General features: G+C 37.2%; 17 protein-coding genes. 6 read left to right on the top strand and 11 right to left on the bottom strand.

All coding sequences use genetic code 11. The features are described 5' to 3' along the window. Positions 1-46: 46 nt before the first annotated feature. The 3 genes from QE177_RS07740 to guaB form a co-directional block, all read right to left on the bottom strand. Complete coding sequence (locus QE177_RS07740) at positions 47-415, bottom strand: acyltransferase (protein ID WP_280548477.1); 369 nt, start codon at positions 413-415, stop codon at positions 47-49. Between the two features lie 142 nt (positions 416-557). Continuing rightward, positions 558-2,135, bottom strand: coding sequence for a glutamine-hydrolyzing GMP synthase (gene guaA / locus QE177_RS07745; protein WP_280548478.1), 1,578 nt, complete (start codon positions 2,133-2,135; stop codon positions 558-560). A gap of 67 nt (positions 2,136-2,202) precedes the next feature. Beyond that, positions 2,203-3,666, bottom strand: coding sequence for an IMP dehydrogenase (guaB, locus tag QE177_RS07750; protein ID WP_280548479.1), 1,464 nt, complete (start codon positions 3,664-3,666; stop codon positions 2,203-2,205). Between the two features lie 321 nt (positions 3,667-3,987). On the opposite strand from guaB, the gene QE177_RS07755 reads away from it, so the two are divergent. Continuing rightward, positions 3,988-4,818 carry a hypothetical protein gene (locus QE177_RS07755; RefSeq protein WP_280548480.1) on the top strand — a complete coding sequence of 277 codons (831 nt, stop codon included), beginning with the start codon at positions 3,988-3,990 and terminating at the stop codon, positions 4,816-4,818. A gap of 74 nt (positions 4,819-4,892) precedes the next feature. Beyond that, positions 4,893-6,242, top strand: coding sequence for an exodeoxyribonuclease VII large subunit (gene xseA, locus QE177_RS07760; protein WP_280548481.1), 1,350 nt, complete (start codon positions 4,893-4,895; stop codon positions 6,240-6,242). A 74-nt stretch (positions 6,243-6,316) separates the two neighbouring features. On the opposite strand, the gene QE177_RS07765 is transcribed toward xseA, so the two are convergent. Beyond that, positions 6,317-8,377 carry a S9 family peptidase gene (locus QE177_RS07765; RefSeq protein WP_280548482.1) on the bottom strand — a complete coding sequence of 687 codons (2,061 nt, stop codon included), beginning with the start codon at positions 8,375-8,377 and terminating at the stop codon, positions 6,317-6,319. A gap of 317 nt (positions 8,378-8,694) precedes the next feature. Beyond that, positions 8,695-10,974 (bottom strand): NADP-dependent malic enzyme, encoded by a 2,280-nt coding sequence (locus tag QE177_RS07770; RefSeq protein ID WP_280548483.1) that lies wholly within the window; start codon positions 10,972-10,974, stop codon positions 8,695-8,697. Between the two features lie 404 nt (positions 10,975-11,378). On the opposite strand from QE177_RS07770, the gene QE177_RS07775 reads away from it, so the two are divergent. From QE177_RS07775 to dapE, 3 genes are all read left to right on the top strand, one after another. After that, a complete protein-coding gene (locus QE177_RS07775; protein WP_280548484.1) occupies positions 11,379-11,999 on the top strand; it encodes a response regulator in 621 nt (206 codons plus the stop codon). A gap of 258 nt (positions 12,000-12,257) precedes the next feature. Further along, positions 12,258-12,635, top strand: a complete 378-nt coding sequence (locus QE177_RS07780; RefSeq protein ID WP_280548485.1) for an ArsC family reductase — start codon at positions 12,258-12,260, stop codon at positions 12,633-12,635. Between the two features lie 2 nt (positions 12,636-12,637). Beyond that, positions 12,638-13,774, top strand: coding sequence for a succinyl-diaminopimelate desuccinylase (gene dapE, locus QE177_RS07785; RefSeq protein WP_280548486.1), 1,137 nt, complete (start codon positions 12,638-12,640; stop codon positions 13,772-13,774). Positions 13,775-13,819: 45 nt separating this feature from the next. Here the strand turns inward: dapE and QE177_RS07790 are convergent, their stop codons facing one another. Continuing rightward, entirely contained in the window at positions 13,820-14,197 is a 378-nt protein-coding gene (locus QE177_RS07790) for a DUF454 family protein (RefSeq protein ID WP_280548487.1), read from the bottom strand. A gap of 80 nt (positions 14,198-14,277) precedes the next feature. On the opposite strand from QE177_RS07790, the gene QE177_RS07795 reads away from it, so the two are divergent. Further along, positions 14,278-14,469, top strand: a complete 192-nt coding sequence (locus tag QE177_RS07795) for a hypothetical protein (RefSeq protein ID WP_280548489.1) — start codon at positions 14,278-14,280, stop codon at positions 14,467-14,469. Here QE177_RS07795 and QE177_RS07800 read toward each other — a convergent pair. From QE177_RS07800 to bamC, 5 genes are all read right to left on the bottom strand, one after another. Continuing rightward, positions 14,450-16,480, bottom strand: a complete 2,031-nt coding sequence (locus QE177_RS07800) for a GNAT family N-acetyltransferase (protein WP_280548491.1) — start codon at positions 16,478-16,480, stop codon at positions 14,450-14,452. The two genes, QE177_RS07795 and QE177_RS07800, sit on opposite strands and share 20 nt — an antisense overlap. Further along, on the bottom strand, positions 16,480-16,932 hold the full coding sequence (locus QE177_RS07805; protein WP_280548493.1) for a DUF441 domain-containing protein: 453 nt from the start codon (positions 16,930-16,932) through the stop codon (positions 16,480-16,482). The genes QE177_RS07800 and QE177_RS07805 overlap by 1 nt, the downstream gene beginning before the upstream one ends. Positions 16,933-17,056: 124 nt before the next feature. Continuing rightward, complete coding sequence (locus QE177_RS07810; RefSeq protein ID WP_280548494.1) at positions 17,057-17,935, bottom strand: neutral zinc metallopeptidase; 879 nt, start codon at positions 17,933-17,935, stop codon at positions 17,057-17,059. An 814-nt stretch (positions 17,936-18,749) separates the two neighbouring features. Continuing rightward, positions 18,750-19,463 (bottom strand): phosphoribosylaminoimidazolesuccinocarboxamide synthase, encoded by a 714-nt coding sequence (purC, locus tag QE177_RS07815; RefSeq protein WP_280548496.1) that lies wholly within the window; start codon positions 19,461-19,463, stop codon positions 18,750-18,752. Positions 19,464-19,735: 272 nt separating this feature from the next. Continuing rightward, positions 19,736-20,785, bottom strand: coding sequence for an outer membrane protein assembly factor BamC (bamC, locus tag QE177_RS07820; protein WP_280548498.1), 1,050 nt, complete (start codon positions 20,783-20,785; stop codon positions 19,736-19,738). Positions 20,786-20,790: the final 5 nt, after the last annotated feature.

A 20,790-nucleotide genomic window follows, 5' to 3' on the forward strand; every position in this document is an offset into this window, starting at 1 on the left:
AGTCAATTATATCTGCTTGTAGTACAAGGTTTACAAATCGATCTTATCAAACAGACTCTTTTAATGCGACAGAACCGATAAAAATCAAGCTACTCAATGCATGCTTACCAATCAAGCGATAGCTCATTGGTTCAACAAATAAGTAACCATAAGCCAACATAAAGACAACAATAGTCAACAGTGCAGGCACTATCCTTTTAGCTCTTGATACATAAAATTTAAATATTGATAAAGATTTTGACTCCAAGCCACGAAATATTATTCCAGTCATTAGATATCCGGAGATTACAAAAAATACATCTACACCGATGAATCCACCTGTAATTCCATTTTTATCATAATGAAATATGACAACGAGCAGTACAGCAATAGCTCTGAGGCCATTTATATCAAACCTAAATTTATTCTCATTCATTATAAAATTTATTACCATCAAAATTGAGTAAATAGAGCGTTTCTAAGGCAACCTAACATTCAACATTTAGTCAGCAATTGTAAGATAACATATCAAATACAAATCAAATAATCTGTAATCCAAGCAGAAAACTATACAAATATCACTCCCACTCAATTGTCGCCGGGGGTTTACCACTAATATCGTAAACTACCCTAGAGATACCGGCGACTTCATTGATGATCCGATTTGATACTCTGCCAAGAAAATCATAAGGCAAATGTGCCCAATGGGCGGTCATGAAGTCAATGGTTTCAACGGCACGTAATGATACGACCCAGTCATATTTGCGGCCATCTCCCATCACACCAACTGAGCGGACCGGTAAGAAAACGGTGAAGGCTTGGCTGACTTTATGATAAAGATCGGCTTTATGTAATTCTTCAATAAAAATGGCATCTGCTTGGCGTAAGAGATCACAATAAGCTTTCTTCACTTCACCCAGGACCCGCACACCTAAGCCAGGGCCAGGAAATGGATGACGGTATAACATGTCGTAAGGAAGTCCTAACGCCAGGCCTACTTTACGCACCTCATCTTTAAATAACTCTTTTAATGGCTCAACTAAACCTAATTTCATTTCTGCGGGTAAGCCACCCACATTGTGGTGAGATTTAATGACATGTGCTTTACCGGTCGCCGAAGCAGCGGACTCAATTACGTCTGGATAAATAGTCCCTTGTGCTAGCCATTTTACTTGCGTTTGTTTAGCGGCTTGTTCATCAAATACTTCAATAAAAACACGACCAATCGTTTTACGCTTTAATTCTGGCTCATCAATGCCCGCCAATGCGTTAAGAAAGCGCTCTTCGGCAGCCACATGAATAATATTTAGATCAAATTTACCAGCAAACATGGCCATAACTTGCTGCGCTTCATTTAAGCGTAACAAACCATTATCAACAAAGACACAAGTCAGTTGTTTACCAATCGCACGATTGAGTAATAGCGCAGTAACTGAGGAATCCACACCGCCAGATAGCGCTAAAATCACTTGATCATCACCAATCTGTGCCTTTAGGCGTTGTACCGTATCTTCAACAATCGCCGCCGCAGTCCAACGGGCTTTACAACCACAAATATCTAATACAAAACGCTGTAAAATAGCCGCGCCTTGGTGTGTGTGAGTGACTTCAGGATGAAATTGGACACCATAAAAACGTTTTTCATCATTCGCCATGATGGCAAATGGGCAGCTATCGGTACTGGCGATAACCTTAAAATATGTCGGGATGGCAGTCACTTTATCGCCGTGACTCATCCATACATCAAGCAGTGGTTTACCCTCTACACTTAAGCTATCATAGATATCACGAAATAGTTCACAAGATTGTTGAATTGACACCTGGGCGTAGCCAAACTCTCGCTCGCCAGACACGTCAACTTGCCCACCTAATTGGATAGACATCGTTTGCATGCCATAGCAAATACCCAATACCGGGACGCCAGCCTGAAAAACATATTCCGGTGCACGTGGGCTATTTTGCTCGGTAGTACTCTCCGGTCCGCCAGAAAGAATAATGCCATTGGGATTAAATTTACGGATCTGTGCCTCGGAAACATCCCATGCCCAAAGTTCACAATAAACGCCAATTTCACGAATACGACGGGCAATTAATTGCGTGTATTGTGAACCAAAATCAAGGATCAAAATTCGGTATTGATGAATGTCAGTTGTCATCTAAAAATAATTCCAAAAACTAATAGTAATTTGACGGTTTATAGTGAAAAAACCACCGCTAATATAATTAACCTAAACGATAATTAGGTGATTCTTTGGTGATTGTAACATCATGCACATGACTCTCTTGGATGCCCGCACCACTGATCCGTACAAATTCTGCTTTGCTTCTTAATTCATCTATCGTGGCACACCCCGTCAACCCCATACAAGAACGAAGCCCGCCCATCTGCTGATGAACAATATTCTTCAATAATCCTTTATAAGCAACCCGGCCTTCTATTCCTTCAGGAACTAATTTGTCGGCCGCATTATCGGTTTGGAAGTAGCGATCGGAAGAGCCTTTCGACATTGCACCTAATGATCCCATTCCTCGGTAAGCTTTATAAGAGCGTCCCTGAAACAAGATTGTTTCGCCTGGTGATTCTTCAGTACCAGCCAGCATTGAACCAACCATAACGCATGAAGCACCCGCAGCTAGCGCTTTAGCAATATCACCCGAGAAGCGAATCCCACCATCGGCAATTACCGGGATATTCATGCCATTAAGCGCCTCAACCGCATCGGCAATCGCGGTGATCTGAGGTACACCAACACCGGTCACAATCCGTGTTGTACAGATAGAACCCGGGCCAATACCAACTTTCACCGCACTGGCACCCGCTTCAGCCAAGGCTTTAGCCCCTTCGCCTGTTGCTACGTTACCACCAATAATTGGCAAATCAGGATATTTTGCCCGTGTTTCACGAATACGTTGTAAAACACCCTGCGAATGTCCATGAGAAGAGTCAATTAACAACACATCAACACCGGCCGCGACTAATGCTTCAATACGTTGTTCATTATTTCCACCAGCACCTACTGCGGCCCCGACTCGCAAACGACCTTGCTCATCTTTACATGCATTAGGTTTGCGTTCAGCTTTCTGAAAATCTTTTACTGTGATCATACCAAACAGGTGAAAATTATCATCAACCACCAAGGCTTTTTCAATACGCCTTTCATGCAATTTTTGCAAAACCACATCACGGGACTCACCCTCTTTGACCGTGACCAAATGCGGTTTAGCAGTCATGACTGCGGTAACCGGCTGATCCAAATCGGTGACAAAACGGATGTCACGACCGGTAATGATACCAACCAATTCTTTATTATTATTAACCACCGGATAACCCGCAAAACCATTGCGTTCAGCCAGCTCATAGACTTCACGAATTGTGGTTTCCGGCGTGACGGTAACTGGATCGATAACGATGCCACTTTCATACTTTTTAACTCGGCGAACTTCTTCTGCCTGGCGCTCAATTGACATATTTTTATGAATAAAACCAATTCCACCCTCTTGGGCTAATGCGATGGCTAAATCTGATTCAGTCACAGTATCCATGGCAGCAGAAAGCATAGGAATAGTTAAACGGATAGCGGCAGTTAGTTGAGTTGATAAATCAGCCGTATTAGGTAATACATCTGAGTGTGCGGGAACTAACAATACATCATCGAATGTTAGTGCTTCTTTCTTTATACGTAGCATAAGCAATATCTCACCAGGCAGGATTTGGAAAAAGATAAAATATTGCGGCGATATTATACATGACGAAATTTATTGACTCCAGTACTTTCTCACTAAAATTCATTTTTAGTCGAGAAAAACACATAATTCCATAATAAGACTTAGACCTTAGCTTATTAGTAATTTATTTATTAACAGAATGATTTAATTAATTTCAAATCAAATAAATATTTACCGAAAGTAGGTATTTTGGTTAATTTATTCTGGTCTAACCATCACTTTTTAGAACTTATTACTTGTTTAAAATATGGGTAAAATTAACGGCTTAAACTAAGGAAAGTTATGTTCGCCATTAATAAAATAAACTTCAATCAAATACCCACTTACCAATCCGATACACAAAGAGCCTCACCCCCGCTTTCATCTATTGAAAAACAGCATATTAACTTTCTGGATTCTCTCTATGCTAATGAGAATATTAGTCACCCCCTACACTCTTATGATGAAGCGTTAGCACTTTTAACGCCAATTTTTGATAAAGATTATGTTGAAAATAAATCTAAAATTAATTTTGTATCAACAATGAATCAATTTAATCAATTAGAAGGTTATAAGAAGTGCCATTTTATTGATTGGTATAGTATTCAAGATTACCAATATAGTAGCTATACTTATTTAAATAGTATGTTAAAACTCGGGGCTGCGGTTAATCATCATCACCCCTTAGTTGCCCAATTGAATTTATCTTTAATGCATTTATCACTATTCGATAACTATCATAGCCAGTTTACACCGAGAATGGTTTATCGAGGTGAAGTCAGAAAAGCTGCCGATATGATGTTTTTGCAAACTAATAGTTCCTATAAACTGGATACTTTTTTCAGCACCTATGAAATTCCAGATAAAGTCATACCCTACCTAAAAGAGAAAAAAACATTAGCTAATGATAAAATTAATGTTTTATATGAAATTCAATATACTGAACCTTTAGTCGGTGCTAATATTTCCGCATTATTAAAAAATGGCAAACATGCAGTATTATTTTGGCCAAAAACAGAATTTATTATAACCAATATAAAAACTAATCCTATAGATAAAAATATGACAATCCGAATGACAACAGCCAATGTTGAGCAACATGAATGGGATAATCTATTGCACTCTCTATTTTAATTCTATGTATAATAAAAATAATAGCGGCTAATATTTAGCCATTAATTTTATTTATAAGGTGTTGCTAACTTAATATGTTAACTTCAGAAAATAGTGTGATTTACTCGGTTAGCCAACTTAATCAATCAGTTCGGCAATTACTTGAACTTCAACTTGGCAGAGTTTGGCTTAATGCAGAAATTTCTAATTTTTCTCAGCCGGCTTCCGGCCACTGGTATTTCACTTTAAAAGATGAAAAAGCACAGCTGCGGGCTGCAATGTTTCGTGGCCAAAATATACGGGTCAATTTTCGACCACAAAATGGCCAACAAGTGTTAGTTCGAGCGACTGTTACCTTGTACGAACCGAGAGGAGAGTACCAATTAATTATTGAAAATATGCAACCTGCAGGTGATGGATTATTACAACGACAATTTGAAATATTGAAACATAAACTTTCAGCTGAAGGATTATTTGCTCAACATTACAAACAAGCGCTACCAATGCCAGCCAAACGCTTGGGTGTTATTACTTCAGCAACAGGCGCTGCATTACACGATATTTTAAATATATTAAAACGCCGCGATCCTTCACTACCTGTCATTATTTATCCTACCGCCGTCCAAGGGGAAGATGCACCACGACAAATTGTTCGTGCCATTGAGTTGGCTAATCACAGGCTAGAGTGTGATGTACTCATTGTCGGCCGGGGTGGTGGTTCATTGGAGGATTTATGGGCCTTTAATGATGAAAAAGTTGCGCGAGCAATTTTTGCCAGTCAGTTACCAATTATTGCTGCGGTTGGTCATGAAACCGATGTAACTATTGCCGATTTTGTTGCCGATTTACGTGCCCCGACGCCTTCAGCAGCAGCAGAGCTAGTAAGCCGCAACCAACAAGAATTACTCCGCCAACTACTTGAACAAAAACAGCGACTGGAAATGGCGATGGATTATTTCCTGGCGCGTAAACTACGTGTCTTTAGTCAATTACATCATAAACTACAACAACAACATCCTGAACTGCGGATAACACGACAACAAAATTATCTGATCCAATTACAACAAAAACTTGTTAGCGCCACCCAACAATATTTACAGCAAATGAATCGTCAACAATATAGCTTTGAACAACGTTTAATACTGTGTGATCCGCGACCACAATTACAAAATTGTCGTCAACGTTATATTCAACATGAATTCAAACTAAAACAATTGATTAATCAAACAGTAAGCCAATATCGAGAAAAATTTGCTATTAACTGTTCCCGCCTTGAAGCAGTAAGTCCATTAGCAACATTAGCACGCGGTTATACTATCAGCGAATTACCTAATGGCAAGGTTTTAACCAATACACAACAAGTAGATGTCGGGGTGAAATTAAAAACGCGCTTACAAGACGGCTTGCTTGAAAGTAAAATTTTATCTATCAATAGAATTGATTAACTCAAACAAATTATCATACATAAAAATATATTTATTTGCCTTATATTAAATTATTATATAAGGCCATAAAAAATTTATTGGATATCAAAATCAGGGAAATATTTTTTATTATCATCTAGCATCAAAATAAAAGCATATTCTAGTGCCGTATCCTTCAAACGGTTAAAACGACCCGATTGTCCACCATGGCCGGCTTCCATATTTGTTTCCAGCAATAAGACAGTATTACCCACTTTATGTTCCCTTAATTTAGCCACCCATTTTGCCGGCTCCCAATATTGGACTTGGGAATCATATAAACCTGTCGTAACCAGTAAATTGGGATAACGTTGATGCTTAATATTATCATAGGGGCTGTAAGATTTTAGTCGAAAATAAGCTTCTTGTTCAGCAGGATCACCCCATTCATCATATTCTCCAGTTGTTAATGGAATAGAGGGATCAAGCATCGTCGTCACAACATCGACAAAAGGAACTTGAGCAACAACGCCTCGATACAGTTCCGGTGCCTGGTTAATTACCGTTGCCATTAATAAACCACCAGCGCTTCCGCCCATCGCATAAACCCGTTTTGGATCGGCATAACCCTTGGCAATCAATATCTTAGTTGCATCAATAAAATCATTGAAACTATTAGCTTTATTTTCAACCTTACCTTGCTGATACCAGGTTTTACCTAAATCTCCACCGCCACGAACATGGACTAATGCATATACAAAACCCCTATCTAATAAACTCAAACGTGGTGAACTAAAAACTGGATCTACATTGATACCATAAGCACCATAACCATATATCAAAATAGGATTTTTGTTTTTTTGCCATAGATCTTTACGATATACCAAAGAAATCGGCACTTTTGTCCCATCTTTTACTCGAATCCAGATACGTTCACTGGTATATAGGGACTGATCAAATTTATTAACTTGTTGCTGTTTTAGTAATTCACGTTGCCCAGTTAGCATATTTGTCTGCATAATGGATATTGGTGTAGTTAGTGATGAATAGCCATAGCGTAAGGTCTCACTATCAGGCTCTGGATTATAACCAATCCACGCGCTGTATACCGGTTCATCAAATGGAACCATTATTTGCTGTTTTGTCTGCCAGTCTATCTGACGAAGATTAACCAATCCATTATGACGTTCTTCAACCACCAACCAACGGTTAAAAAGGGCAAAATTTTCTAGATCAGTCTCTTTATTTGGTGCAATAACCGTTTGCCACGGCTGTTCAATTGTTTGAGTGGCATATAAGCCAAATTGCTCCGATTGGTGGTTAGAGCGAATATAGAAATTATCACGAAAATGATCTAAGTCGTACTCACGACCTGTTTGACGTGGTGAAAATACTTTAAGTGCTTCAGCAGGGTTATTGGCATCAATTAATCGATATTCTGATGTTTCTGTACTGCTAATCGACAGCAAGATATACGCTTTTGAGCGACTTTTAGCTATGCTCAAGTAAAATCTATCATCACTCTCCTGATAAACTTTTTTATCTTCAACACCCTTTTTTCCATATTGATGGCAATAAACCTGATAAGGTAACAGTGTTTGAGGATGGTTACTAATATAATAAAGAGTTTGATTATCATTAGACCATACAATATTATCAGAAGTATTTTTAATGACTGCATTCTGCCATTTTTTACTATCTAATTGTCTAAATGAAACCTCAAACTGACGACGCCCTTGGAAATCTTCGACAATTGCCAAACGATTATTATCTTCAGAAACAGCAATACCTCCCAATGTATAAAATTGATGTCCCTTAGCACGCTCATTACCATCAACTAATATCTGCCAATCACTATTTTGATTAACTGGTTTACGTTGATAAATAGGATAATCTTGACCTTCTTGATAAAGGGTACGATAAATATAACCATTATAAATATAAGGCACCGATTGATCGTGTTGCTCCATACGAGCGACCATCTCACCAAATAATTGTTCCCTTAATACGTTGCCTAATTTTAATACCGTATTGGTATATTGATTTTCTTCAGTCAAGTATTTGATAACTTTTTTATTTTTTCTTGTATCATCTCTTAACCAATAATAATTATCAATGCGGGTATCACCATGTAACACCATTTCATGTGGTTGCTTTTCTGCCATTGGAATTATCATTTTTTCTCCTGCAAAGCTGGTAAATGCGATGATATTTAACAACCAAGTCAATAGTACCAGATTTAAATATCGATAAGAAAAGTGCTGGTTTAATTGCATCATTAACAAGAACACTCTGTTGGCAATTTTTAAGTTATTTAATAACAAAAATTTAATAAATAAAAGACAGCCAGCGCAATTAATTAACTCACTTTTTAAATAAATTTCTAAATAATTAATTAACTTAATTTGTAGCGCTATTTTTATTGTCGTAATACAATAAACCTCTGTAATTGATATTACAGAGGTTCAAATCGATGGTTAATTTTAAACTTAAACTATAATGGCTGAGTTTGTGCTTCCGCTGCAGCAAGAGCAACCATATTAACGATACGTCTTACGGATACAACCGATGTTAATATATGTACTGGTTTTGCTACTCCCATTAATACTGGTCCCACCGTGACTCCATTAGAACTAGTAACACGAAGTAAGTTATAACTAATACGTGCAGCCTCCATATTAGGCATAATCAGTAAATTAGCCGATCCTTTTAATGTACTATCCGGCATAATATCTCGTCGAATACTTTCAACTAACGCTGCATCGCCATGCATTTCACCATCAATTTCCAAGTCAGGATCGGCACGTTTAACTAAGGACAACGTTTTACGCATTTTTTGGGCTGATGGACAGTCTGATGAACCAAAACTTGAGCGTGATAATAGTGCCACTTTAGGCTCGATACCAAAACGCCTTACTGCCTGTGCCGCCATCAGTGTAAGTTCTGCCAACTCTTCCGGTGTAGGATTATCATTCACATAGGTATCTGCAATAAAAGTATTTCCTGTTGGCAACATAAGCGCATTCATTGCACCTGCCACCGAACTATTCTGCCGGAAGCCAAGCACGTTTTTTATAATGGTAAAATGTTGATGATAACTACCAATAGTACCGCAAATCATGCCATCTGCTTCACCTTGGTGGATCATCAATGCACCAATTAACGTTGGATTATTGATGACTTCTCTACGCGCCATTTCTTGCGAAACCCCATGGCGCTTCATTAATTGATAATATTGTTGCCAATAGGTTTTAAAACGCGGATCGTTTTCATTATTAATCAACTCAAAATCTTCACCAATTCTAATTTGTAACCCAAGCTTCTCAATCCGCTTTTCAATAACACTGGGTCGACCAATTAAAATGGGATAAGCTAAACCTAAAGATATTAATTCTTGTGTTGCATGCAATATGCGTTCTTCCTCACCTTCCGCTAACACAATTCGTTTTTTCTCTTTACGGGCCAGAGAAAAAATTGGCTTCATAAATAGGTGGGTGCTATAGACAAATTCATTAAGCTTTTCTATATAAGAATTAAAATCTTCAATGGGTCGTGTCGCTACACCTGATTCCATCGCTGCTTTAGCGACTGCCGGCGCAATCTTAACGATTAAGCGAGGATCAAAAGGTTTTGGAATAATATAATCAGCACCAAATTTTAACTCCTGATCACCGTAAGCGGAAACAACAACATCATTCTGTTCAGCTAATGCCAAATCAGCAATAGCCTGAACACAAGCAAGTTTCATCTCTTCATTAATGGTGGTTGCACCAACATCCAATGCGCCACGAAAGATAAAAGGAAAACAGAGTACATTATTTACCTGATTAGGATAGTCTGAACGTCCAGTGCAGACTATCGCATCAGGCCGTGCGGCTTTTGCTACTGAAGGAAGAATTTCTGGCTCCGGATTTGCTAATGCTAAGATAAGCGGGGCATCAGCCATCGATTTTACCATTTCCGCCGTCAACACACCTGGCGCTGAGCAGCCTAAGAAAATATCTGCACCTGGAATAACATCTGCTAAGGTACGTAATCCATTATCTTCGATTGCATAAGCGGCTTTGGTATCATCCATCACTTCATCGCGGCCACGATAAATAACCCCTTTTGAATCACAGACAATAATATTGCTAAGATTAAGACCTAATGCGACTAATAAATTCATGCAGGCAATAGAAGCTGCACCTGCGCCTGAAACAACTAAACGAACCTGTTCAATTTTTTTATTAACAATGCGCAAACCATTCAATATTGCGGCGGTTGAAATAATGGCCGTACCATGCTGATCATCATGGAAAACGGGGATTTGCATTTTTTCCCGCAGCTTTTTCTCGATATAAAAACATTCTGGTGCTTTAATATCTTCCAAATTGATCCCGCCGAAGGTTGGCTCCAATGCAGCAATAACATCAATCAGTTTATCTGGGTTAGATTCGTCTATTTCGATATCAAACACATCAATGCCGGAAAATTTTTTAAATAAAACACCTTTACCTTCCATAACGGGTTTACCGGCCAAAGCACCTATATTTCCAAGGCCTAATACTGCCGTACCATTAGAAACTACAGCCACTAAATTAGCCTTAGCCGTGTATTTGTAAGCGGCCAAAGGATCTGCGGCAATTTCAAGACAAGGGTAAGCAACACCGGGAGAATATGCGAGGGCCAGATCGCGCTGTGCTGTTAATGGCTTAGTGGGTGTAACTTCAATTTTACCTGGTTGGGGAAACTCATGAAAATCAAGCGCACTTTGTTTTAATTTTTCATCCATTGTGTGTGTCCTTAGAGAATTTTATTAGCAAAAAACATCCCCATTATAATAATCTCTATCAATGAAATCATGACATATGCAACAATTCCGATAGAAACTAGAAAACATAAACATCATATCAGCAAAATCAACATAACTAAATAATATTAAAATTAAAATATAAAACTAATTACATTTATAATATTAATTTTTTCATAATTATAAAATTTAAGATTATTGAATTTAAAATTATTAAATTCCATGTGTTTTTTATTTAAGATAATTACCTTTTGGTTATTTCATTAATATTGTTTTTCTTATATTCTTGCACTGTTTCATTTTTTCAAAAAACTTTAAAGACTAATAATTAAAATCAGTTGTAAAAACACCATTTATTTCTACAGGCTTTTAAAAAGGAATATACTATGTCTAATCATTCAATAATGTTGGTTGATGAACATCCCCTAATACGTCATAGTTTAAAACAACTCATTAAAGCTGCACATGAATTTAGTGTCGTTGCCGAAGTAAGTAATGGTATTGATGTTATTAATATAGCTAATCAATTGAAACCAGATATTATTATGATGGATATTAATATATCTAATATGTATGGTCCTGAAGTTATTCGTCAAATTAGAAAAGAAGGTATTAAATCTTATATATTAATTCTCTCTTTTTCTGCTAATAGAATTGATGTTTATAATGCTATCGATGCTGGTGCTAATGGTTATTTATTAAAAAATTGCGAATTAGATATGTTAGTTAATAGCCTAAAAAGTGCTGCAAATGGTTTACCGGTTTTTAGCAATCAAATTCATCAGTATTTAAATAATCGTCATCAATATCAAGATCCACTTTCTTCATTAACAAAACGTGAATTTGAAGTATTACGTGAAATTGCTAATGGATTAAAAAATAGAGAAATATCTAAATCTCTTTTTATTTCTGAAGAAACAGTCAAAGTACATATTCGTAATTTATTGAAAAAACTTAATGTGCGTTCTCGCTTAGAAGCCAGCCTTGTTTATATGCGCGCTAAATAAATATAGCATAAACAAAATATCACTAAAGGACGAAGAAATGATTTATTAATAAAAATCACATTACACATAGTATATGTATATGCATTGCTTAATTAATGCATCATTTTATATGATGTAAAATATATTTTATTAAATATTTTTATATTCGATTTCTAATAAATTTAATAACTATTCTACTTAATAGTAGCCTTATATAGATTATTATCGCATTTTGCAGCATTATAGAGATCTTAGTGCTTCATATCCAAAAGGGAAATTATGATGTCAACATCAACAAGTTACATACTTTATGGTATAAAAAATTGTGATACTATTAAAAAGGCACGTCAGTGGCTCGATAATCATCATGTAATCTATCAATTCCATGATTATCGCACGGATGGGATCTCAAATGAATTACTCGAAATTTTTATTCAATATTTAGGATGGGAAGCCTTGATCAATAAACGTGGTATGACCTGGAAAAAATTGTCCGATGAGCAAAAAACGAATATTATTGATGCCGTAAGTGCTAAAGAGTTAATGTTAAAATATCCAGCCATTATTAAACGCCCATTATTAACAACTACTGATAACCATTATCTACTGGGTTTTTCAATAGACGAGTATCAACACTTTATGCATCACAGAGGCTAACTATGATTTGTCCTGTTCTTAAGCTTGCGCAACAACTTATTCAACAACCCTCTGTTAGCCCCAATGATCATGGCTGTCAAACTATTTTAATTAATCGATTGGAAAAACTTGGTTTTTCAATTGAAGTCATGCCCTTTGACGATACCGCCAATCTATGGGCATATCATGGGGAAAAAGGTGAAACGCTAGCTTTTGCTGGACATACCGATGTTGTTCCTGCCGGTGCAACTCAGAACTGGCGTTATCCTCCTTTTACACCAACATTAAATAACGGACTGCTCTATGGCCGTGGAGCAGCCGATATGAAAGGTTCCCTTGCCGCAATGATTGTTGCCGCCGAAAGATTTATTATCGATTTTCCCAACCATACTGGCCGATTAGCCTTTTTAATTACCTCTGATGAAGAGGCTACAGCAACTCATGGAACGGTAAAAGTGGTTGAGAAATTAATGATGCGCAACGAACAGATTGATTATTGCATTGTAGGTGAACCGTCTAGTCAGGTTAAGCTTGGTGATATTATCAAGAATGGTCGTCGAGGTTCACTAACCGCCAAACTCACCGTCCAAGGAACCCAAGGGCACATCGCTTATCCACACTTAGCCAATAATCCGATACATAGTTCATTACCTTTTTTAAATGAACTAGTTAATAAAAAATGGGATGTCGGTAATACTTTTTTTCCTCCCACCAGCATGCAAATTTCCAATATCCATTCTGGCACTGGCAGTAACAATATTATTCCTGGCGAGTTAGTTATACAATTTAATTTTCGCTTCAGCACCGAGCTCACCGAGCAACAAATTCGCCAGCAAGTTGAAGCAATGCTAAAAAAATATCAACTTAATTATAAAATTGAGTGGTCATTATCCGGTCATCCTTTTTTAACAGAAAAAGGCAAATTAATTAATATTGTTAGCCAGGTCATAGAGCAATATTGTGGCTATCAACCTCAGCTATCAACCGATGGCGGCACATCTGATGGCCGTTTTATTGCTAAAATGGGTGCACAAATTGTTGAATTAGGTCCTATAAATGAAACCATTCATAAAGTTGATGAATGTGTAAGTGTTGCTGATCTACAGCAACTAAGCCTTATTTATCAGCAAATTATGCAAAAAATATTATTACCGACATAAAATTTTAGTTAACTAGCTTTAATCTTAACCAGATAAAAAATTGGGTTAATTTTTTGACCCATTGATTTCTGGCAACCTTGATATATAACCGAGTAATAGAACTAAGATAATTAATAGTCCCCCTCTGATCCACCAAGCTTTTACTAACCAAAGTGAGAAAACAAAAGTAAATAAAATAATAATAATTAGCTTAATTTTAACGCCTTTAGGCAACGCTTTATGCTGTTGCCAATAGCGAATATATTGACCAAACCATGAGCTATAAAGTAACCAGTGATGAAAACGTGGCGATGAGCGAGAAAAACACCAGGCAGCTAATAGTAAAAAAGGGGTAGTGGGTAATAATGGTAAAAGTAAACCAAATGTCGCTAAGACAATACTAATCCAGCCCACAATAATGAGTAAAACTCGTTGTAAATGCATACTGAAATCAATAATAGTTATACGATAAAGGAAAACAGAGTATACTTTTATTTACTACATTTGCTAATGGAAAAAAGTTTATGCATTGGTTAGCTGATTACTGGTGGATTATCATTCTGCTCCTGATTGGCATTATCTGGAGCGCTGTCAAACAGATGCAAAAAATTGATCCTAAACGTTTTTTAGATAATAAATCCAAACTTCCTCCTCACCGTGATTTTAATGACAAATGGGATGATGAAGATGACTGGCCTAATCAAAAGAAGCATTAACCCATGATTTAAGTTTTTCTGCTCGTTGCCAGTCTAATTCTAATAATGCAACTGCAATATCGTTGCGTGCCTGTCTTAACCACATTTTTTGTCCTGACAATTTTAACTGCTGACAGCATATCTCAATAGATAAATTATGTTCACAATGAATTCTAGTAGCTTTTAAAGCCAGTGACGACTGCATTAATAACCGTCGAATAGCTGGATAGCTAGCTGAAAAACTTCTATTGCCATAAGCAAAGCCGGACAAAACCTGCCAATCTTCATCATTTAATTGATCATCTTTAATCGCTGCTAGTGTTAAACCAGTTACCTGATTGATATAAAAAGCGTCCCGCTTTAGCAAATACTGCGCACGTGACACCCATTCTCTAGCCTTCGGTGATAAGGGCAATACCGCCATAGCGGTATAAAATCCACTCGTCGCTTCTTTACGGCTACCGACCCTGACCAAATGAAACCCATTTTGCTGCCATAATGCCTGTAACTGTTCACAATAGCCAAAGCTAACAGAAAGAAAATCTTTTCCCTCTTTAATCGCCTGCTGTTGATAAAAAGTGAGTAATTTTGTTGCTACACCTTGGCGACGGAAAGCAGCAATAACGGCTATACGGCTTATTCGCTGAGAATTCATTTGTGCAGCTTGCGGAAAATAACTGTGTGCTGCTAAAGATTGAGCAACTAAATTACCTCTAGGTCGACGCCGTCCAGCCCATACTTCATGAGCAAGCGATGCAGATAATCCCCCTTCATCAACTAACCATAATACAGCTAGCAGATGTTTTTTTTGTTGCGCAACCAACAAATTCATCCCTTGCGCATCAAATAATCGTCTTAAATCAAGTGGTGAAGTACGATAATGCGCGTTAGTCAGCAAACCATATATGGCTGATAATAATTGCGGCTTTTCAATTAATAAAGATTGCGTTATGGGTAACAACGTAATGTGATGGTTATTTAATTTAGTTATCATTGTTGGTTTGGGTAAATATTCTTTTAATAATAAGCTATTATTTAGCCAATTTTCCAACGGATCATTTGATGCCCAACGGATCGGTGTGGTTAAAGAGAGAATATGACATTGCGCTAATTGAGCACAAAGTTTTAGCAAAAATCCTCGCCCTGTACCTTCATAGCCATCAACAGTTGTCGTAAAGAGTAAACGTGGAAAATAGTGTGTTAATTGATATAATTGTCCAATCGGAAGCATCGCCGCTTCATCAACAATTAACCAATCAACTTCATGTGGTTTTTGTAATTGGCAATCAGCCAATAAATTATCAATTGACCAATAGCGAGTTTTTTTGTTGGTATAGTAAGTTAATACCATTGACGCTGATTTTGCCGGTGCACAAACCCAACATTTCCCCTGCCACCGTTCAATCAACATACCAGCCAAGGCAGATTTTCCTCTACCACGCGGCGCAACTAATGCCCAAATCCCTGCCTCCGCGGCCAGTAAACACTGCAAAATTTTTTCTTGTTCAACCGTTGGTTGCCCATTGGGCTGATGCCAAGCGGCTATTTGGGGTAGCGCATGAGCGGTAAAAGGTTTCCCTTCATACCATAGCAAAACATTAGCATCATGTTGTAGATGATACTTTAACCAAGAAACAAAATTTGGTACCGCTATTATCGACGCCATTTCATTCCAGCGTTGACTATCTTGATCCGGCTGTTGAGACCAGGTTGCCCACTCAGGTAGGCAGATAATAAGATAGCTACCCGCTTTTAGCGTCCCTGCCAACATTAGCAATGCTTCCGTATGAAGTCCCTTTGTAGCATCAAAAACACCATGTAAGAATTCTTGTCCTAATAGTGACGCCGCTTTTTGTGGCGGTATAGCATCAGGCCAATGCGGTGAAATGGTTTGCCAATCCCCAATCATCCCTTGTTTAAGCGCCATTAGCTGTTCAAGGATCCAGTTGCTATGACCACTTAGCACCAGCAAGCGGCGTTGGCCCTGAATGCACAACTGAGGTTGTAAATTAATTAGGCTAGCAATTGTCACTAAAACTTGCCAATCAATAAAGAGAGCAGACCTGCTGCGATTAATGGCCCAACAGGAACACCACGGAAAACAGCAACACCTATCACCGTACCAACTAATAATCCAGCCACTGTTGACGGTTGATTCGACATCAAAAAGACGCCTCTGCTGCCTAACCAAGAGACTAAAATGCCAATCACTATCGCCAATAACGACTTCCAGTTAAAAAAAGAGTTAACAACATCATGGGGCGAGATTTTGCCACTTGCGATAGGAGCCATTACACCAATAGTTAAAATCAAAATACCTATGGTTAAGCCATATTTTTCAACCCAAGGGAAAAAATTACTAAGCGGCGTAATGCGAACAACCAGCAAAAATAACATTGCCAATGTAACCGTCATATTATGACTAATTATTCCTAAGCCAGCCAACACTAATAAAATAAGTAATGTTGGATCAAAATTACCCATAAAATTATTTACCAATAAAAATATATAATTAATTATCCTATCAATAAATTATGACTGAGCAAAATAAATAATAAAACACTATTAGTCGCTACAATTATGCTAACTTATAGCGACTTTTATCGCACTAAAGTGCGCCAAAAGTATTACAACTTTTAAAATCACCGGTGTCATAGCCTTTTTTAAACCAATTATAACGCTGTTCGGAGGTTCCATGAGTAAAACTATCGGGCACGATACGTCCCTGGCTTTGTTGCTGTAAACGATCATCACCGATTGCCTGAGCGGCAGCTAATGCTTGTTGTAAATCCCCTTCCTCTAGCAGACCTTGCTCATCCATTTTATTCCCCCAAACGCCGGCAAAACAGTCAGCTTGAAGTTCAAGCTTAACCGAAAGCTTATTCGCTTCGGTACGACTCACACTTTGTTGCGCTTCTCTCACTTTCTGATCAATACCTAATAAATGTTGCACATGATGACCCACTTCATGGGCCACAACATAACCTTGTGCAAAATCACCACCTGCCCCGAGCTTATTTTTCATCTCTTCATAAAATGACAAATCAATATAAACTTTCTGATCAGCAGGACAATAGAATGGTCCCATAATTGCCTGACCAGTGCCACAGGCAGTGGTAGTATAACCTCGATAAAGCACTAATTTAGGCTTAGCATAACTACGCCCCAACCGACTAAACTCTTTTTGCCAGACATCTTCAGTTGAAGCCAATATAACTGAGGTAAAATCAGCTAATTGCTGATCTTTAGCACTGATCGGTTGGTAATTGGCTTGTTGAGAGGAATTGATGTTGGAGTCACCGGTAATAAAACTGGTTAAATCGATACCATAATAGCCGGCAATGAGAACAACCACCAAAATGAATAAGCCACTTTTTCCACGTAATGGCAACCGCATACCACCGCCACCGAAAGGTGATCCCATTCTGCCAGATTGATTTCGTCGGTCTTCAATATTATCGCTTCTACGATGATCCCGCCAGCGCATATCATCTCCCAATATGACATGAATAATTAGCCCTTGATGGGATTATAGCGAATCATCTTGATTATTGTGTAATTATTAACTCCCAATCGGGGTAAAATTTAACAAATTCATTTCAATGCTGCGGATCAAATAGAAAATAGCTATGTAATAAAAACTAAGCAAAAAAATTAATTGCAGGTCGAAGAGAAACGGTAAAATATCGATGCACAACTGCATTGATTATTTGCATAATCACTTTAGTAATGGCTATCATATTGTGACTAATCGCTATTATAGCCAAATACGCTAAATTGATTTTTTTCATAAATATTGTATATATCATTAACTATACTGTTATCTAATTGTCGTTTAATTTTGCCGTAATTTGAGTTAATAATTGAGTATTAAAATTCATCTATCTTATTGATAAATAATCATATAATTAACTCTATAAAATTTAAGCCATTCATATAATTTAATTTTTTCATTGCTAATTGCTTTATTAAGTTATATTTAACTATTTTAGTTTATTAAATAATAAAAATATTAATTTAACATGATAAAAATCCAGTAAAAACAATCACCAGTAAGATTAAAAAGCAGCCACAAAATACCTTAAATTTTATATCTATACAATAAGATTAAAATTTTACTATAGCAATTTATCCTGTAGTCTATCTATCTCGTTAATTTAATAAAACCTTGCGAGCAGCCAATTAATACTTAAGCTGCTCTTACTAGTTAATTCTTAAAAGTAATAGCCAAGATGAGCAATCAATAAAGTAATGTGGGTTGTTAAGCAATCCCTTCTTGAGGCTTTTTACCGAAAACTTCTTTAATCTAAGCAAACACCTATACGCTTAGCAACCTCTTCATAAGCTTCAATTAATCCACCTAGACGCTGACGAAAACGATCTTTATCTAATTTATCCTTGGTTTTTTTATCCCATAAACGACTACCATCTGGTGAAAATTCATCACCTAAGACAACTTGACCATTAAACAGACCAAATTCAAGTTTAAAATCAACTAGAATCAAGCCTGCTTTATCAAAAATTGCATTTAATACTTCGTTTGCTTTATAACTTAATCGTTTCATCTCGCGAAGATGCGCCTTGCTAACCCAACCAAAAGTTTCACAGTAAGACTCATTAATCATTGGGTCATGCTGGGCATCATTTTTCAAAAACAGATCAAAAATGGGTGGTTCAAGCAACATACCCTCTTCGATACCCAGCCGTTTAACTAAAGAACCGGCGGCTCGATTACGAATAACGCATTCAACCGGGATCATGGTTAATTTTTTTACTAATGATTCAGTATCTGACAATAATTGTTCCATTTGGGTTGGAATGCCGGCTTGCGTCAGTTTTTGCATAATGAAATGATTAAATTTATTGTTTATCATTCCTTTACGTTCAAACTGCTCTATACGCTCACCATCTAGTGCCGATGTATCATTGCGGAATTCTAATACTAATAAATTAGGATCATCCGTAATATATACGGTTTTGGCTTTTCCGCGATACAACTCAGCTTTTTTCTGCATTTTATTGACTCCGAAATTTGATCATTTTAATAAAAAAACATTTGAATAGGACATTAAAGCAAGACGCAAACGTTTACTTCGTTAGATAAATGAGAATAACAGATTAGCGGTTATATATGTTAATTAAATAACTTCAAAGCAAACATTTGTTAGTCCAAAACTCAGCGAATAAATAAAAAAATAGATGATCTATAGTGAATAAACCACTATAAACCATCTATCATTTATTTAAGCAATATTATAGGCAAGCGTAATAAACTCAGTTTTATTAACTAATTACTGCTCACTTTACTAAACGCCACTTTTAATGCCGCGACCATTTCATCATTTTGTTTTTGTGTTAAGGTGGTTCCTTTCACTGCCATAAATTGCAGACTACTACGATTATTCATATCACCAACTTGCAATTTATAATCACCCTTTGCCATAGTTGGATTATCGACGCCAATCGCTTGCCAATCACTATCACTCATACCATTATAAGTGAGGTTAATCGCTCCCGTTGAACGACTACGATCACCAACTTGCATACCAATACTTTCAAGCACAGAGGGTAATCTATCCCACACAACATCATAAGGTGCACGCACAATGATTTGCGGTAATCCACTGCTATCACTACCCGTTTGCACATCTATAATGGCATAACGACCCTGGGCATCAGAACTGGTTGGGTTATTACGTAGTTTATTTATTGAATCAATCAGCTCATTTAACATTAAAATATTATAGCGCTGTATTTCTACCGGATCGGTAATGGTCTCTTCACCCTGCTTTATGCCTTCATTAGTGACCGTGATGACTATTTGATTATTTTGTGGAGCCAATTGAATTTTGTGCCGAGTTTGTAGAGGAATATCTTCATCTCCTCGCGGCCAGGTAATCCAATCGGTAATCAAGAAATGGTCAGAATCATTTTTTTGCGTAACTTTAATCGCTTTTTGTTGCAAAATAACGTTAATTTGCGACCAAAGAGCACTGTTTTCAGCTGTATTACTTAAAAATAAGCGACTTGCTGTTGGACTATTTTCGGTATGGGTGTCACTAAGTAACGAAAGGGTTTGAATGGGAGGGCGAATATCTAATGCTTTACCTACAGCACCATTTTGATTAGCGGGCGGAATATCGTATTCACCGTTTTGTAATGGTAACGACATACCTTGAGGAATAGTCAAATTTTTTAACGGTGGTGTATTTAAATATGACTCGTCACCACTTACTTGACGCTTATAACGTTGATTAGTCGTGCAAGCGACCAAAAATACCGCAAGAGACAGTCCTGCCAGCTTAATAGCCTTTGATTTGTGCAATAATGTTGCCATTAAAT

Origin of the sequence: Arsenophonus sp. aPb (assembly GCF_029873475.1) — a bacterium.
Lineage (GTDB): Bacteria > Pseudomonadota > Gammaproteobacteria > Enterobacterales > Enterobacteriaceae > Arsenophonus.

What these genes read in the sequence shown, in the direction of transcription:
- guaB (WP_280548479.1), bottom strand. Translation starts at nt 3,666, where the DNA reads ATGCTACGTATAAAGAAAGAAGCACTAACATTCGATGATGTATTGTTA.
- QE177_RS07810 (WP_280548494.1), bottom strand. Translation starts at nt 17,935, where the DNA reads ATGCGCTGGCGGGATCATCGTAGAAGCGATAATATTGAAGACCGACGA.
- guaA (WP_280548478.1), bottom strand. Translation starts at nt 2,135, where the DNA reads ATGACAACTGACATTCATCAATACCGAATTTTGATCCTTGATTTTGGT.
- QE177_RS07805 (WP_280548493.1), bottom strand. Translation starts at nt 16,932, where the DNA reads ATGGGTAATTTTGATCCAACATTACTTATTTTATTAGTGTTGGCTGGC.
- purC (WP_280548496.1), bottom strand. Translation starts at nt 19,463, where the DNA reads ATGCAGAAAAAAGCTGAGTTGTATCGCGGAAAAGCCAAAACCGTATAT.
- bamC (WP_280548498.1), bottom strand. Translation starts at nt 20,785, where the DNA reads ATGGCAACATTATTGCACAAATCAAAGGCTATTAAGCTGGCAGGACTG.
- QE177_RS07755 (WP_280548480.1), top strand. Translation starts at nt 3,988, where the DNA reads ATGTTCGCCATTAATAAAATAAACTTCAATCAAATACCCACTTACCAA.
- QE177_RS07740 (WP_280548477.1), bottom strand. Translation starts at nt 415, where the DNA reads ATGAATGAGAATAAATTTAGGTTTGATATAAATGGCCTCAGAGCTATT.
- QE177_RS07765 (WP_280548482.1), bottom strand. Translation starts at nt 8,377, where the DNA reads ATGATAATTCCAATGGCAGAAAAGCAACCACATGAAATGGTGTTACAT.
- QE177_RS07795 (WP_280548489.1), top strand. Translation starts at nt 14,278, where the DNA reads ATGCATTGGTTAGCTGATTACTGGTGGATTATCATTCTGCTCCTGATT.
- QE177_RS07790 (WP_280548487.1), bottom strand. Translation starts at nt 14,197, where the DNA reads ATGCATTTACAACGAGTTTTACTCATTATTGTGGGCTGGATTAGTATT.
- xseA (WP_280548481.1), top strand. Translation starts at nt 4,893, where the DNA reads ATGTTAACTTCAGAAAATAGTGTGATTTACTCGGTTAGCCAACTTAAT.
- dapE (WP_280548486.1), top strand. Translation starts at nt 12,638, where the DNA reads ATGATTTGTCCTGTTCTTAAGCTTGCGCAACAACTTATTCAACAACCC.
- QE177_RS07770 (WP_280548483.1), bottom strand. Translation starts at nt 10,974, where the DNA reads ATGGATGAAAAATTAAAACAAAGTGCGCTTGATTTTCATGAGTTTCCC.
- QE177_RS07775 (WP_280548484.1), top strand. Translation starts at nt 11,379, where the DNA reads ATGTCTAATCATTCAATAATGTTGGTTGATGAACATCCCCTAATACGT.
- QE177_RS07780 (WP_280548485.1), top strand. Translation starts at nt 12,258, where the DNA reads ATGATGTCAACATCAACAAGTTACATACTTTATGGTATAAAAAATTGT.